This window comes from Rhizobium aethiopicum (assembly GCF_014197535.1).
GTDB lineage: Bacteria > Pseudomonadota > Alphaproteobacteria > Rhizobiales > Rhizobiaceae > Rhizobium > Rhizobium aethiopicum_A.
In genome coordinates this window covers 209,122-224,053 of sequence record NZ_JACIFV010000006.1, presented here as the reverse complement: position 1 = coordinate 224,053, position 14,932 = coordinate 209,122, and the positions used below count along the sequence as shown (strand labels likewise).

The following is a 14,932-nucleotide window of genomic DNA, read 5'->3' as shown; positions in this document are numbered from 1 at the left end:
TGTTGACGACCTGCTATTTGCTCCGGCGGCCGAACTGAAACCATCGGCGCCGCTGGGCCTTGCTCGCCCCCTCCGGCGGTTGCGTCTGGCCTGTCGGCGCAAAGACAGCCAGGCTCTGAGTGTAGACTATGACGGGATTGTCCTGATCATGCACCTCGAAGGCGCCGGTCTCCGCCCCGGTGTCGAGAACCCGTGACCACTGCGTCAGTCCGTTCACCTCGGGCAGATGGACCTCGCAGTCACCGCCGGCGTTGAAGACGAGGAAAAGGTCATCCATGTTCTCGGTGTCGAGCGCATGCGCGCTTTTCGAGAGGTAGAGGCCGAGCACCTGCAGTCCGTCGTCGTTCCAGGCGCCGTCGTCCATGAAGCTGCCGTCGGGCTTGTACCAGGCGATCTCGATGCGCCCGTCCTCGCTGGTCTCGCCGGTCAGGAACCGCTCCTGTCTGAGGACCGGATGAGCCTTGCGGAAGGCGACGGCCTGCCGGCAGAAATCGAGGAAGGGATCCTCGAGCCCGTCCCAGCTCGTCCAGCCGATCTCATTGTCCTGGCAATAAGCATTGTTGTTGCCGCCTTGGCTATTGCCGAGTTCGTCGCCGGCCAGGATCATCGGCACGCCCTGGGACAGCATCAGCGTCGCCATCATGTTGCGCCGCCGGCGTGCGCGTGCCGCGTTAATATTGGCATCATTGGTGGCGCCCTCGAAGCCCATATTGTCGGAATGATTGTCCGAATGCCCGTCACGGTTATCCTCGCCGTTCGCCTCATTGTGTTTGCCGTCGAAGGAAACCGCATCCATCAACGTAAAGCCGTCATGCGCCGATAGAAGATTGATCGAGGAGGTCGCCCCACGATCGGAATGGTTGAATTGCGGCGCCGAGCCGGTGATGCGCGCCGCCAGCTCCGACACCATTCCGCTGTCGCCCTTCCAGAAACGGCGCACGTCGTCGCGGAACTTGTCGTTCCATTCGCGGAAAGGGTGCGGGAAACCGCCGACCTGATAGCCGCCCGAGCCGATATCCCAGGGCTCGGCGATCAGCTTGACGCCGGCAAGGATCGGATCCTGACGAATGGCGCCGAAGAACAGCCCCTGCCGGTCGAACTCCAGATCCTGTCGCCCGAGCGTGCTGGCGAGATCGAAGCGGAATCCGTCGATATGCATGACGCCGACCCAGTAGCGGAGGCTGTCGAGCACCATGCGCATCACCATCGGATTGGCGACATTCAGCGTGTTGCCAGTCCCCGTCGTATCGAACGTGTGGCGGGGATCGTCGGGAGAGAGGATGTAATAGCTCGCATTGTCGAGCCCGCGGAAGGAGAGCGTCGGCCCTTTTTCGCTGCCTTCGGCCGTATGGTTGTAGACCACGTCCATGATGACCTCGATGCCGGCCGCATGGAACCGCTTCACCATGGTCTTGATTTCGGTGATCTTGTCACTTGAGAGATAGCGCGATTGCGGCGCGAAGAAGCCGAGCGTCTGATAGCCCCAATAGTTCCTCAGCTTCTTTTCGAGGAGATAGCGGTCGTCGAGGAAATACTGGATCGGCAGGAGCTCGATCGCCGAAATGCCGAGCTTGACGAGGTGGTCGATAATCGGATCGCTGCACATGCCGAGAAAAGTGCCGCGCAGCCGGTCGGGCACTTTCGGATGCGTCATCGTCAGGCCGCGCACATGCGCCTCGTAGATGATCGTATCCGGCCAGGGCCGCCGGATCGCCTCTTCACCCGCCCAGTCGAAGTCGGGATCCTGCACGACGCCCTTGACCATGAAGGGCGCGCTGTCGCGGTCATCGAAGGAAAGATCGTCCTCGCCGATCCGATAGCCGAACAGCGCATCGTGCCATTCCAGCTCGCCCGTCACCTGCTTGGCATAGGGGTCGAGCAGCAGCTTGTTTGGATTGAAGCGATGGCCGGCGCCCGGATCATAGGGGCCATGGGCGCGATAGCCGTAGACGGTGCCTGGTCCGATACCGGCTATATAGCCCGACCAGATGTCGCCCTCGCGTTTGGGCAGGGGCAGCCGGGCAATCTCATCTTTTCCGTCAGGGGAAAACAGGCAGAGCTCGATCTGTTCCGCATGCGCCGAGAAGACGGCGAAATGAGTACCGGAACCCGTATACTCCGCCCCCAGCTCCGGCTTGAGGAAGTCGAGTTCCGAAAATGAAAAGCTCATGGCGCCCCGCTTGATGAAAAGACCAAGCGGGAAACGTGAAGGTGGTTCGAAAGTTCCGTCGCCCCGGGGGAAAGCGGACGCTGTCGTTTGCCGATCGAAGCGTTTACGGCATCAGTTGGCCGCCGTTGACCTCAATGATCTGACCGGTGATGTAGCCCGAGAGCGTCGGCGAGGCGAGGAAGAGATAGGCCCCGACGCAATTCTCCGATGTGCCGACGAAGCCCATCGGGATCGATTTGCGCTGCAGCTCCATCTGCTCGTCATTGGTATAACGCTCGTGGAAGGGCGTGGCGATCACACCCGGCGCCACCGCGTTGACGCGGATCCTGTCGGCGACGAACTCCTTGGCGTGCCCGCGCGTGATGGTCGAGACGAAGCCCTTGGAGGCGGCGTAGAGGACCGCGCCGTTGCCGCCGCCGTTGCGGGCGGCGATCGAGGTGGTGTTGATGATGAAGCCGCCCTGCTTCTTCAGCCAGGGATGGGCCGCACGCGTCGCCGCCAGCACCGAGCGGGCGTTGAGGTCCATCACCGCGGCATAATGGGCGTCGGTATATTCGGAGGTCGGCTTGCGCCCCAGCATGCCGCCGGCATTGTTGATCAGCCCGTCGAGATGGCCGAAGGTCTTCGCCGTCTCCTCGACGACACGCTCGGTCTCCCCTTCCCTCGACACGTCGCCCTGGATCAGATGCACGGTGCCGCCGGCAGCGCGGATCTCATCGGCGAGCCGCTCGGCCGGTTCGCGGCTGGCATTATAATGCACCCCGACCTTGGCACCCTGGGCGGCAAAGGCGCGGGCGAGCGCCGCGCCGATACCGGTCGAGGCACCGGTGATCAGCACAGCCTTGCCGGCGAGATCCGGCAGTTTGATGGATGCGAGCAATTGAGCAAGTTCTGTCATGGCCAAGAAGCCTCCCGAAAAACAAGGACATAGGTGATGAAACAGACGGGGGAAGTCTATCAGGCGAAATCGGCGGAAGGCAATGCACGAAAAGGCGAGAACTGCATGAGTGAGGGATGCCACGGCTGGCTGGTCCGGCCCATTCAAGACCCCTCCCCAACCCCTCCCCACAAGGGGGAGGGGCTATGCGCGGCACCGTCCCACGACAAACATCAACGCTTCTGCGGATGAGACGGTGAAACGGATAACGTCAGCGCGGCATCCAAGCCCCTCCCCCTTGTGGGGAGGGGTTGGGGAGGGGTCTTTCTTTGTCAAGAAGACACACCCAAAACCGCCTCCTGCTCCCGCCGGACAAGCGGTGGAAACGCCAGCGCGATTGCCGCCGCCCCGAGACCGACCATGGCCGAGCCGATGAACAGCCAGGAATAATTGGCGAACGTGTCGAAGATCCAGCCGCCGATCAGCGGCCCGAAGGCCATGCCGAGGCTGGAGAGCATCGTCGCCGCGCCCAGCACGGTGCCGATGATGCGCTGGCCGAAATATTCACGCGCCAGCACCGCATAGAGCGGCATCACGCCGCCATAGGCACTGCCGAAGACGATGGCGAGCGCATAGAACTCCGTCAGCTCGCTGACCAGGAGATAGGTCGCGAGCGCCGCCGCCTGCACCAGGAGGCCGGCAACGAGGACCGGCTTCACGCCGAGCCTGTCGGCGAGGCTGCCATAGAGCAGCCGGCCGCCGAGGCCCGCCAGGCCTTCGACGCTGTAGATGCTGACGGCCGCCATCGGTGCGACGCCGCAGATCGTCGCATAGTTCACCATGTGGAAAATCGGGCCGGAATGCGCCGCACAGCAGGCAAAGAAGGTGAGGCCGAGCACGATGAATTGCGGTGACCGGAAGACTTTCGACAGCTGTGGCCGGGCGCCTGCCGCGGCAAACTCGGTGCCGGCATCGACGCTCTCGACAGGCGGGCGCCTGACCAGCAGGGCGGCCGGCACCAGCAGCACCCAGGTGGCGATGCCGATGATCAGCATAGCGGGGCGCCATTCATAGGCCGAGATCAGCCAGCGCGCGAAAGGCGAAATGGTCATCGGCGCCACCCCCATGCCGGCGGAGACGAGCGACACGGCAAGACCGCGGTTCACGTCGAACCAAGCGGTGGTCGCCGCGATCATCGGCGCGAAGAAAGCGCTGGCGGCCAGTCCGACCAGGATGCCGTAGGTCAGCTGGAATTCGATGAGCGTTGCGGCGCGGCTGGCGAGCACCAGCGCCAGGCCGAGCAGCACGGAGCCGACCAGCACGACGATGCGTGGCCCAAAACGGTCGCTTGCCGCGCCCCAGAGGAAACCGCCGAGACCCATGACGAGGAAATTCAGCGTCATGGCGCTGGCGATCCCGACATGCGACCAGCCGGTGGCGGTGGCGATCGGCTCCTGGAAAATCGCCAACGAGAACATTGCGCCGATGGCAACGCACGACATCAACGCGCCGACGGCGACGATGACCCAACGATAGGAAACACCCATGGCTTCAAAACCTCCATGCCGACAGAGTGATCGCGACGCCTGCGCCCCGCAATCTTAAGACGTTTGAGCCGCCGCGATTTCGACAGCGCCCTCCCATCTTTTTTCGCCGGGCTGTCTACAGAGTGCGAAACATCACCAATGCGTCGACATAACCCTCGCTGGGATGGAGGAAAACGCCCGGCAGCCGACCGACGATTTCGAAGCCGAGGGATTGCCACAGCGCGACGGCGCGCTGATTGCTGCTGATGACGAAATTGAACTGCATGGCGCGAAAGCCGCTGGCGCGGGCATGCTGCAGCGAATGTTCATGCATAAGGCGAGCGACGCCGCGGCCGGCCGCGGCGGGATCGGTCATGTAGCCGCAATTGCAGACATGCCGCCCGCCGCCGGCCTGATTGGCCTTGATGTAATAGGTGCCGAGGATGACCCCATCCTCTTCGGCGACGAAGGTCTCGCGGTCCGCTCCCATCCAGTAGGCAAGCGCATCGGCTTCGGAGAGATCGCGGTCGAGCGCATAGGTTTCGCCGGCACGGATCGTCGGGCCGATGATCCTCCAGATGGCGCTTCGGTCGTCATTGTTTGCGGCTCGGATCAGCATGGCCGTTTTTATCGAAGCCCGGCACCGGAGGCAACGGGCCGAGCCCTGTCAGACCCTTTCGAGGGCGATGGCGATCCCCTGCCCGACACCGATGCACATGGTCGACAGCGAATAACGGCCGCCCGTTTCGGCAAGTTCCAGCGCCGCCGTGCCGGTGATGCGGGCGCCCGACATGCCCAGGGGATGACCGAGCGCGATCGCGCCGCCATTGCGGTTCACCCGATGGTCGTCATCGGCAATGCCGAGTTCCCGCAGCACCGCCAGTCCTTGGCTGGCAAAGGCCTCGTTGAGTTCGATGACGTCGAACTGTTCTTGAGTCATGCCGAGCCGCGCCATCAGCTTGCGGGAAGCCGGAATCGGCCCGATGCCCATCACCCTCGGCGGAACCGCGGCGGCCGCGCCGCCGCGGATGCGGGCGATCGGGGTCAACCCATATTTCCGCGCTGCCGCTTCCGAAGCGACGATCAGCGCCGCCGCCCCGTCATTGACGCCGGAAGCATTGCCCGCCGTCACCGTGCCGCCTTCCTTTTTGAAAGGGGTGCCAAGTTTCGCCAGCGCCTCGATCGTGGTCGCGCGCGGATGCTCGTCCATGTGGACGACGATGGGCTCACCCTTGCGCTGGGGAATGGTGACAGGGACGATCTCCTTCGCCAGCCGTCCGCTCGCTTGAGCTGCCGCCGCCTTCGCCTGACTGCGCAGCGCAAAGGCATCCTGGTCAGCGCGGCTGACATGATAATCCGCGGCGACGTTCTCGCCGGTCTCCGGCATGGAATCGACGCCGTATTGCTTCTTCATCAGCGGGTTGACGAAGCGCCAGCCGATCGTGGTGTCGTGGATTTCGGCCGCCCGCGAAAAGGCCGTCTCGGCCTTCGGCATGACGAAGGGCGCGCGCGACATGCTCTCGACCCCGCCCGCGATCATCAGTTCCGCCTCGCCGGCGCGGATGGCGCGCGCCGCCGTCATCACCGCATCCATGCCGGAGCCGCAGAGCCGGTTGATCGTCGTCCCCGGGACACCGATCGGCAGGCCGGCCAGAAGGGCGGACATGCGCGCGACGTTGCGGTTGTCCTCGCCCGCCTGGTTGGCGCAGCCGAAGATCACATCGTCGACGTCTTCCCAGTCGACGCCGCCGTTGCGCGCGATCAGCACCTTCAGCGGAATGGCGCCGAGATCATCGGCGCGCACTTGGGACAGTGCGCCGGCGAAGCGGCCGATCGGCGTCCGGATATAGTCGCAGATGAAGGCTTCGGTCATGGCGTTTCCTTCAGAGTTTCGGGACAAGGAGATCGGCCACCAGCCCCTCGACGAGCAGTCGCGCCCCGGTCATCGCCTGCAGCTCCTCAAGCGACATGGCGGCGAGCTTCTCGCGCAGGACGAAGCGCCCCTCGACGATGTCGATGACGGCGTGGCTGGTATAGACGCGGGTGATGCAGGCGACGCCGGTCAGCGGGAAGGTGCATCTCTCCACCAGCTTCGGTTCGCCCGTCTTGGTGACGTGTTCGGTGATGACGCAGACCTGCTTGGCGCCGTGCACCAGGTCCATGGCGCCGCCGACCGCCGGCACGCCCTTGCTGCCGACCCGCCAATTGGCGAGATCGCCGTTCTCGGCGACCTGATAGGCGCCGAGGATCGCCACGTCGAGATGGCCGCCGCGCACCATGGCGAAGCTGTCGGCATGGTGGAAGAAGGCCGCCCCCGGCTTCAGCGTCACGGCCTTCTTGCCGGCGTTGATCAGATCCCAGTCCTCTTCGCCTTCGGCTGGCGGCTCGCCAAAATTGAGGATGCCGTTTTCGGTGTGGAAGATCGCCTGGCGGCCGGGCGGCTGATAGCGGGCGACCATTTCGGGAAAGCCGATGCCGAGATTGACATAGGCGCCGTCGGCAATGTCCTGTGCGGCGCGCCAGGCGATCTGCGCATTGGAAAGCTTGATGTCGTCCCTGATATCGAGGGTCATACGTAGGCCACTCCGGCTCGGATGAGCTCTTCTTCCTGCTGCGGATGGGGGACGGCGACGAGACGGTCGACGAAGATGCCCGGAGTGACCACATGTTCGGGATCGATGCCGCCGGCCGGCACGATCGAAGAGACCTGGGCAATCGTGCTCGCCGCCGCCATGCACATCAGCGGATTAAAATTGCGGCCGGCCTTGTTGTAGGTGAGGTTGCCGCTGATATCGCCGACCGCAGCCTTGACGATGGCAAAATCGGCTTTCAGCCAGCGCTCCTGCACATAATGGCGGCCGTCGAATTCGGCGATGACTTTGCCCTCGGCCAGTTCGGTGCCGTAGCCGGTCGGGGTGTAGAAGGCCGGAATGCCTGCGCCGCCGGCGCGGATGCGCTCGGCGAGCGTCCCCTGCGGCACCAGCTCGAGTTCGATCTCGCCGGCCAGGTATTTGTCGGTGAAGGCGCGCGGATCGGAGGAGCGCGGGAACGAGCAGATCATTTTTCGGACCAGGCCGGCGTCAATCATTGCGGCGATGCCGATGCGGCCGTTGCCGGCATTGTTGTTGATCACAGTCAAGTTTTTCGGGCCCTTGTCGATCAAAGCATGAATCAGCTCGATCGGCGCGCCGGAGCCGCCGAAACCGCCGATCATGACGGTGGCGCCGTCGCCGATCTCGGAGACGGCTTCTGCCGTGCTCGCGATTATCTTGTCCATGGGGATCTCTCCTCAGCCCGTTCTTGTCATCAGAAATAAAACGCAGCAGGAGCAGCGGCAAGATATTTTGTGCGTTATTTGACTTTTGTTCGTATATCGCACAAAGTCGCGTATTGAAGGAGAAGCGAATTCATGCGCGAAACCGATTTCGTCAGCGGCTTTGCCCGCGGCCTGAAAGTCATCGAAGCCTTCGGCGAGACGCGGCAGCGGCTGTCGATCGCCGAGGCATCGAAGCTGACCGGGCTCGACCGCGCCACGGTGCGGCGTTCACTGCTGACGCTCGCCGAGCTCGGTTATGCCGATTACGACGGCAAGTTCTTCACGCTGACGCCGAAGATCCTGCGGCTCGGCCATGCCTATCTGGCGGCGACACCGCTGCCGGCGCTGTTGCAGCCCCATCTCGATACTCTCTCGGAAAAGGCCGGCCAGAGCGCCTCGGCCTCGGTGCTCGACGGCACCGAGATCGTCTATATCGCCCGCGCCGCGCAGCGCCGGGTGATGTCGATCAACCTCACCCCTGGCAGCCGCCTGCCCGCCTATTGCGCCTCGATGGGCCGGGTGCTGCTGGCGGCGCTTTCCGAGAGCGAGGCGCGCGCCGTCCTGGCCAGGAGCGAGCTCAAACAGAACACGGCAAAGACCAAAACCGACCCGGAGGACCTTATCGAAGAATTCCGCCGGGTGCGCGCCGAAGGCTACGCCATCATCGATCAGGAGCTGGAAATCGGCCTCTGCTCGATCGCCGTGCCTGTCGAAAACGACCGCGGCGAAACGATCGCGGCGATCAATATCGGCGCCCCGGCCGCCCTCGTCCCGGCCGCCGAGATGAAGGTGCGCTATCTCAAGCTGTTGAAGGAAACACAGGCCGCACTGCGGCCGCTGCTGCGACGGTGACGGCAGCTGGAACTGCGCATGCCAGATCACTCGCGGTTGTCTGTGATCGAACTATGCGGCCCGACGCGCCTGGAAAGCCGTAGCTTTGTCGACGAGACGAGCGGTCATGTAAGCGAAACAGACGACTGCGCCCAGAAGCACCAGGAAGCCGGCAGGGCCATTCAGACCAATCGAACCGGCAAATGGCTTGAAGACGCCGATCACGCCTCGGTGCAAGATGTACAAGGGATAGGAGATGTATCCGATCCACATCGCCAGCCCTTCTGCCTGGGCGGGCATCTCCAGCAAGAGGCCGAGTGTTACGATGAGCGGCGCCAGGGTGATCGCGAAGATCAGATCGTAGTAAGGCCGCAGCACGAGCGGAACCGGAGCTACGATGCAGATCAGCAAAAGCAGGCAGGGCGCTAGTGCGACCCAGCCGCGCCTCCACGCCGATACGCCGTTGAACAGACGACTGATAACGACACCTGCGGTGAATGAGAACATCACCCGGGGCAGTCCACCCACTGCTGAAGGCCACTCCCAGCCGATATTCAACATGCCGTATTTCAGACCGACAAAAACCAAGAATGCCGCCGAGACGAGCGCAACGGCGCAGAGGGCGCGGACAGAGAGCCGGAAGAGCCACAATGCGAAGACGATATTGACGAGCAATTCCCAGAACATCGACCAGGCCGGCCCGTTGATCGGAAACATCCCTTGCATCGGATGCGCTTGAAGGAAATACATCGGGCTCGGCAGGACGAACATGTTCGTCGCCGTCGACATCAGCAGATCGACCGCGCTTTGAGCGCGCAGTCCCCAGTTCGTCAACAGAATGATCTGCACGAGGCCAACCAAGATTCCGATCAGATAAAGCGGATACAGGCGTTTGAGACGAGCCTTCATGAATGACTGGAACGGCAGGCCGCGCGACAGCCTTCGTCCGTAAATGTCGGCGATAATGAACCCGCTGAGAACGAAGAAAAAGTCGACTGCCAGATAGGCCGATGGCGCATATCTCTCCTGGAAATGCGTGGCGACAACACAAATGGCGGCAAAGCCGCGCATGGCATCGAGCGTATAGTAGCGGCTGCGGCCGCTTGTCGAAACATCTGCCCGGTGAAGCTGATGTGACGGATAATCGCGGTCGAGATCGGTCATCTTATCGATTATCCCATGCGCTTGCGGCCGAAGGCCGTTTGGGTTGAGAGACGGGCGGCGAAACAATTCGCCGCGCTGGGCCAGGAAATCACACAGGCGTGGCCACTGCACCCCTGTTGCCCTTGCGCTGCCGAGCCTGCCTGATGCTGCCGATCAAGACATTCAAACGAGCCCTGCACAGGACGAATATCAAGCTGCAGTAAGCGCTGCCACCTGCGAGGACTTCGATCGCCAGACGTGCGTAGGGCGACCAATGAAGCAACAGTTGGTGCAGCAGCAAAACGACAGCCACCATCGCTGCACTGGCTGTGGTCGGCCGCAGGAACTGCGCCAAATACGCCGGCACACTCAGCTCTATATGCTGCGAAACCTTCCAGCTGGTGATCGGCCAGAACAGCAGAACTTCGATCATAATCGCAAACACGATTGTCGTTACGCCATAGGGGTAAAGAACTGCGATGGTCAGGAGCGTAAGAACGTTTCGTGCCAGCTGGTAGTAAAACCACCAATCCATCTCTCCCTGGCTTTTTATCAGGGATGCCTGCACGTAGCCGATCCCAGCCATCAAGCCAATAACGCAGTAGAACCGAACCGGCCAGACCGCCTCGATCCAGTGCGCCCCGAAAATCGTCGTGATCGCATCATCGGCAACTGCCGCAAGCCCAATGAAGACCGGGTAGGAAACCAGAGCACAGCCAAACGTCGCCATCAGGAATGCTTCACGGACTTTCTTCGGGTCGGCCCGCAGTGAAGACAGCAGCACGTGCGTCACCGACGTCAAGCCGCCGGCGATGACGTTGTTGATCATGTCGAACAGGCGCTTCGAAAAATTATAGATACCGAGCGCCGATGGGCTCAACAGCACGCCGATGAGCAAGTTGTCCAGGCTCATCGTCTGTAAAAAGCGGGTGCCGGATGCGAAGAAACCATAGTGAAGCAGGTCGTTGAGGCTCGCTCTCTTGATCTTCAGGCCGGGAATCCAACCCGCACCCCAGAAAGCGGCGCCGCACGATGCCGCTGTGGCGGCGATCTGGGCAATGGCAAGACCCCACAGGCCGAAACCGGCGAGAACCAGTACCAGGCAAAGGCAAGCAGACGTGACGGTCGCGATGACTGTGCGGACGGCCACCAGATGGAAGGACATTTTCCTGTTCACGATCGCATTCGGAACGACGGCCGTGAAGTCGAAGAATACCTTCAATCCCATGATGTAAATGAGATAGGTGACCTCCTTATGTCCGACATAGGCCGCGATCGACGAAGCGGCCAGGCATAAGGCGGCGTAGACCAGGAACGAAAAGCCGAGCGAAAGCAGGAATATCGTGTCGAGGTGGCTGCGCCTGATCTCGGCTCTCTGAATGATCGCTTCGCCAAAGGCCGTCGGCCCAAAACTCGCTGCAAACGAGACGATGCTGAATGACAGCGCGACAAGACCGAAGTCCTGAGGCTGGAGAACGCGGGACGTGACCACAAAAACAGCGAAGGTCAGGACCGTCGGAACAAGCGTACTGAGCGCCGACCAGAATGCACCCGTTACGGCTGCGGCCGACCGGTTCTCACTCACGTGGCTGAAGAGAATATCGTCGTCTTGCAAAACCGACAAACTGAGCTCCTACCGATAATCAGAGGATGGAAGGTTGAGGGACCAGATCGGGGCCGGGAATGCTGGCACCGACAGTCATGGGTCGGCTCGACTTGTACCAGGTTCCGCCAATCTCATAGGGCAGGCGAGACATTGCCGCGAAAATCTCGCTGGCATTCGTTGCTTTCTCCACCAGAGGACTGTCGCCAGTCCGGCTGTCGATGAAGGCGTGAAGATTGCTTGCCTCCCTCGCGACCGCGATATGCGGCTTATTGAGCAACAGACAGAGAATGTGACCGTGTAAATGGTTGGTAATGATCCGCTCCGCGCCCGACAGGATCCTCACGCCATATTCGACATAGCGACGGGCGACATCCTCGCGGTGCTGGGCCAGCATTGCCGTGCGGCTCAATCCATGCCGCAGCGCCGAGCTGACGATGCTCGACATGCGCAGGCGCGACAAACTGTCGGGACCATTGATCCAATTGGTCAGAGGTCCGTCAACAATCGAGCGCGCTTTCGCTATATCGACGTCGTCGTCCTCGCCAAGAGGCTGCATGACATACAACACCCTCAGAGGGTCGGCGTCGAAGGGCCTCAGCGTCTCGATTCCGAATGCCGTGTCCGGGCCAACCTCGACCTCACAATCAAAGTTCGCTCTTGCCAGCGCAAAGCTCTGGTCATCGCGCGTCACGCAGAAGAAGTTGCGATGTCTCCCAATCGTGCGCCTGGTGTAATCCTTGAGCGCCTCATTGGCGAAGTGAACCCTCTGCGGCATCTGGATGATCGTCCGATCCGGATATTTCCACATTAATCGGCAGCGAAGATCATCCCTGCCCGCCCGCAAATCCCCAAAATCGCTCCAGCCGCAAATAAAAATTGGAGCGTCGCCCGGCGTCGCCCTAATCTCGTCTATACTTTGAGAATCGCCGCAAGTAAGCACGGGCATCCGGCCCGTTACTTCTTTTAATACTGTCGAAAGGCCAAGCCAGCTTGCATGGTGTCCTGGATCTTTTTTTGATGGATAGTCCATTATTATGTAAGGCTGCCCGGCCTTTACAAACCTCCTTACTATTTCAATCAGCTTTTGTTTTTGTCTCTGTATTACAACTTGGCCGAGATGATGCATAAACTCTACTTGATTCTCTAAATTTCATCAGGATGACTTATATCTCCAAGTTTTATCTGTCAATTGGACTTCAGCGCGACATAGAAGCGCACCAATTTACCTTACCGTTTTGTAATGTTCACTGGTTGGGGCATGCTGGATTGTCGGAGATAACGACCTTCTATCGCTCACTGCGCCGGGTCTGCTCCCAGCGTTCGCTCTGATAGACGGAGGCGGTGGGCTACGGCTCGTTGGGCGACGTCTCCTACAGGACCTATCTCCATGGCCGGCCGATCGAGCAGGTGATGAACCATGCTCTCGGCCAGTACAGCACGTCGTGGGCGGTCTTTACCCTTTCCCGGCCGACAGTGTGGATGTTCGGCTGGCTCTCATGACATCTGCTGGAAAAGCGTGCGCTGCGGTTGAAGCGGATCTCGCTCCTCAAGCGTCAGTCCTTGTCACTACCTGATAGACTGACGACAGGAGTGCGTTTCTCGACCGTTGCTTGAGAATATGCAATCAATGATTTATATGCTATCATTGATGAATGGAGGCAAAATGGCCAGCATGACGATCCGCAATCTTGATGAGGGATTGAAGCAGCGGCTGCGCGTTCGCGCCGCTACGCATGGCCGTTCCATGGAAGATGAAGCACGCGATATTCTGCGTACGGCACTTGCGACCACCGAGCCGGCGGCGCGCAACCTGGCCGAGATCATTCGCGCCCGCCTGCAGCCGGTCGGGGGAGTTGAACTCGAAATTCCACCCCGAGAGCCGATCCGTGACGCGCCGGACTTCGACGCGTGATCATTCTCGATACCAACGTCATTTCGGAACTGCTCACGCCGGCGCCGAATGTGGCTGTCATCGACTGGCTGGGCGCACAACATCCCTCATCGGTATTTACGACAGCGGTCACCGAAGCGGAAATTCTATATGGCTTGCGCCTCCTCCCTCCCGGTCGGCGCCGGAGTGATCTCGAGGCAGCGGTGCTGCCGATATTCAATGAGGATCTGAGTAGCCGTGTTCTGCCATTCGATCGTGACGCGGCAGATGTCTACGCCATCATTGCCACCGATCGCCGCAAGGCCGGCAGGCCGATCAGCCAGTTTGACGCACAGATCGCAGCGATCACCATCTCGCGCGGCGCTTCACTCGCTACCCGCAATGTGTCTGATTTCGAGGGAATTGGCTTGCAGATCATCAATCCGTGGAAGAATCGCTAAGCCCGCATCGAATGGCAACTCGTAAAACCCAGTCCTGGTCGGCCTTCCCCCTTGATGCACCATAATTTCCGATATACATCATGAGATCGGAACTTATGGGGAAATGATGGAACGTTCGTTTTTGACGATCGCCGCCGGCGAGAATGGGGAGGCGATACGCGCGCTTTCGGCGCCGGCGCGGATCGAGATATTGAAGCTGCTCTGCGCCAAGGGGCCGCTTAATATCAACGATATCGCCCAGGCGCTTTCCCTGCCGCAATCCACTGTCGCCACCGGCATCCAGATCCTCGAAGAGGCCGGGCTGGTGGATTCGCGGCTGGCCAAGGCGCGCAAAGGCAACCAGAAGATCTGCTCGGCGGTCTATAGCGAAATCCTGATCAGCTTCGAGGAAAGCGCGGCGCAGCGGGCGAACAATATCATCGAAGTCGAAATGCCGGTCGGGCTCTATACGAGTTGCGACGTGCATGCGCCCTGCGGTCTCTGCTCGACCGAGAGCGTCATCGGCCCGCTCGATGTGCCCGACTATTTCCTCGATCCGCAGCGCATGCAGGCCGGGCTGGTCTGGTTCGGCCGGGGTTATGTCGAATATAAATTCCCAAACAATGCCAAGGTGTTGAACAAGGATATTCGCGCTATCGAATTTTCGCTGGAGCTGTCATCCGAAGTGCCCGGCACCAATCCGGACTGGCCGTCCGACATCACGCTCTGGGTCAACGGCATGGCGATCGGCACCTGGACCTCGCCCGGCGATTACGGCGACAAGCGCGGCGCCTTCACGCCCGCCTGGTGGAAGCTCGAAGGCTCGCAATACGGGACGATGAAAACCTGGCGGATCTCGACGCGCGGCACCTTTATCGACGGTATCGCCGCATCGAATGTGACGCTCAGTGATCTAGCGCTCGGCCAGCATTCGTCGATCCGCCTGCGCGTCGGCATCGCCGAAAATGCCGGCCACACAGGCGGCGTCAATATTTTCGGCCGCGGCTTCGGCAATCACGGCCGCGACATCACCATGCGGCTGCATGTCTGAAAAGTTAATATCGGATATCCTGATTTAAAAATCGCATTTATTTCGTGTTTCAGCGGTCGCTAAACTTAATCAAGCCATTGTATTTCATTATTTTTCATTCGG

The 14,932-nt window shown here is 61.0% G+C and carries 15 protein-coding genes; 5 read left to right on the top strand and 10 right to left on the bottom strand.

The window, feature by feature from the left end; translation table 11 throughout:
• Positions 1 to 13 precede the first annotated feature (13 nt).
• The 7 genes from glgX to GGD53_RS11695 form a co-directional block, all read right to left on the bottom strand.
• The gene (gene glgX, locus GGD53_RS11725; protein WP_184456039.1) at positions 14 to 2,170 is read right to left on the bottom strand and encodes a glycogen debranching protein GlgX; all 2,157 of its coding nucleotides are present in this window, start codon (positions 2,168 to 2,170) and stop codon (positions 14 to 16) included.
• A 103-nt stretch (positions 2,171 to 2,273) separates the two neighbouring features.
• On the bottom strand, positions 2,274 to 3,068 hold the full coding sequence (locus GGD53_RS11720) for an SDR family NAD(P)-dependent oxidoreductase (protein ID WP_184456037.1): 795 nt from the start codon (positions 3,066 to 3,068) through the stop codon (positions 2,274 to 2,276).
• A gap of 311 nt (positions 3,069 to 3,379) precedes the next feature.
• Entirely contained in the window at positions 3,380 to 4,594 is a 1,215-nt protein-coding gene (locus tag GGD53_RS11715; RefSeq protein WP_184456035.1) for an MFS transporter, read from the bottom strand.
• A 115-nt stretch (positions 4,595 to 4,709) separates the two neighbouring features.
• Complete coding sequence (locus GGD53_RS11710; RefSeq protein ID WP_184456033.1) at positions 4,710 to 5,192, bottom strand: GNAT family N-acetyltransferase; 483 nt, start codon at positions 5,190 to 5,192, stop codon at positions 4,710 to 4,712.
• A 48-nt stretch (positions 5,193 to 5,240) separates the two neighbouring features.
• On the bottom strand, positions 5,241 to 6,446 hold the full coding sequence (gene pcaF / locus GGD53_RS11705; RefSeq protein WP_184456031.1) for a 3-oxoadipyl-CoA thiolase: 1,206 nt from the start codon (positions 6,444 to 6,446) through the stop codon (positions 5,241 to 5,243).
• A 10-nt stretch (positions 6,447 to 6,456) separates the two neighbouring features.
• The gene (locus GGD53_RS11700) at positions 6,457 to 7,146 is read right to left on the bottom strand and encodes a CoA transferase subunit B (RefSeq protein ID WP_184456029.1); all 690 of its coding nucleotides are present in this window, start codon (positions 7,144 to 7,146) and stop codon (positions 6,457 to 6,459) included.
• On the bottom strand, positions 7,143 to 7,850 hold the full coding sequence (locus GGD53_RS11695) for a 3-oxoacid CoA-transferase subunit A (protein WP_184456027.1): 708 nt from the start codon (positions 7,848 to 7,850) through the stop codon (positions 7,143 to 7,145). The genes GGD53_RS11700 and GGD53_RS11695 overlap by 4 nt, the downstream gene beginning before the upstream one ends.
• A 132-nt stretch (positions 7,851 to 7,982) precedes the next feature.
• Between GGD53_RS11695 and GGD53_RS11690 the strand changes: the two genes are divergently transcribed.
• Positions 7,983 to 8,741, top strand: a complete 759-nt coding sequence (locus GGD53_RS11690; RefSeq protein ID WP_184456025.1) for an IclR family transcriptional regulator domain-containing protein — start codon at positions 7,983 to 7,985, stop codon at positions 8,739 to 8,741.
• Positions 8,742 to 8,792: 51 nt separating this feature from the next.
• Here GGD53_RS11690 and GGD53_RS11685 read toward each other — a convergent pair whose 3' ends face one another.
• From GGD53_RS11685 to GGD53_RS11675, 3 genes are all read right to left on the bottom strand, one after another.
• Entirely contained in the window at positions 8,793 to 9,884 is a 1,092-nt protein-coding gene (locus tag GGD53_RS11685) for an acyltransferase family protein (protein ID WP_184456023.1), read from the bottom strand.
• Positions 9,885 to 9,972: 88 nt separating this feature from the next.
• Positions 9,973 to 11,487 (bottom strand): lipopolysaccharide biosynthesis protein, encoded by a 1,515-nt coding sequence (locus GGD53_RS11680; protein WP_184456021.1) that lies wholly within the window; start codon positions 11,485 to 11,487, stop codon positions 9,973 to 9,975.
• Positions 11,488 to 11,506: 19 nt separating this feature from the next.
• The gene (locus GGD53_RS11675) at positions 11,507 to 12,595 is read right to left on the bottom strand and encodes a polysaccharide pyruvyl transferase family protein (RefSeq protein ID WP_184456019.1); all 1,089 of its coding nucleotides are present in this window, start codon (positions 12,593 to 12,595) and stop codon (positions 11,507 to 11,509) included.
• 215 nt (positions 12,596 to 12,810) lie between these two features.
• Here GGD53_RS11675 and GGD53_RS31660 point away from each other — a divergent pair, with 215 nt between their 5' ends.
• The 4 genes from GGD53_RS31660 (at position 12,811) to GGD53_RS11655 (ending at position 14,830) form a co-directional block, all read left to right on the top strand.
• Positions 12,811 to 12,969: a hypothetical protein gene (locus GGD53_RS31660; RefSeq protein ID WP_246717756.1), complete on the top strand. Its 159-nt coding sequence runs from the start codon at positions 12,811 to 12,813 to the stop codon at positions 12,967 to 12,969.
• A gap of 163 nt (positions 12,970 to 13,132) precedes the next feature.
• On the top strand, positions 13,133 to 13,381 hold the full coding sequence (locus GGD53_RS11665) for a FitA-like ribbon-helix-helix domain-containing protein (RefSeq protein ID WP_184456166.1): 249 nt from the start codon (positions 13,133 to 13,135) through the stop codon (positions 13,379 to 13,381).
• Positions 13,378 to 13,800, top strand: coding sequence for a PIN domain-containing protein (locus GGD53_RS11660; protein ID WP_184456017.1), 423 nt, complete (start codon positions 13,378 to 13,380; stop codon positions 13,798 to 13,800). Before GGD53_RS11665 ends, GGD53_RS11660 begins: the two co-directional genes overlap by 4 nt.
• 103 nt (positions 13,801 to 13,903) lie before the next feature.
• Positions 13,904 to 14,830: an ArsR/SmtB family transcription factor gene (locus tag GGD53_RS11655; protein WP_184456015.1), complete on the top strand. Its 927-nt coding sequence runs from the start codon at positions 13,904 to 13,906 to the stop codon at positions 14,828 to 14,830.
• Positions 14,831 to 14,932 lie beyond the last annotated feature (102 nt).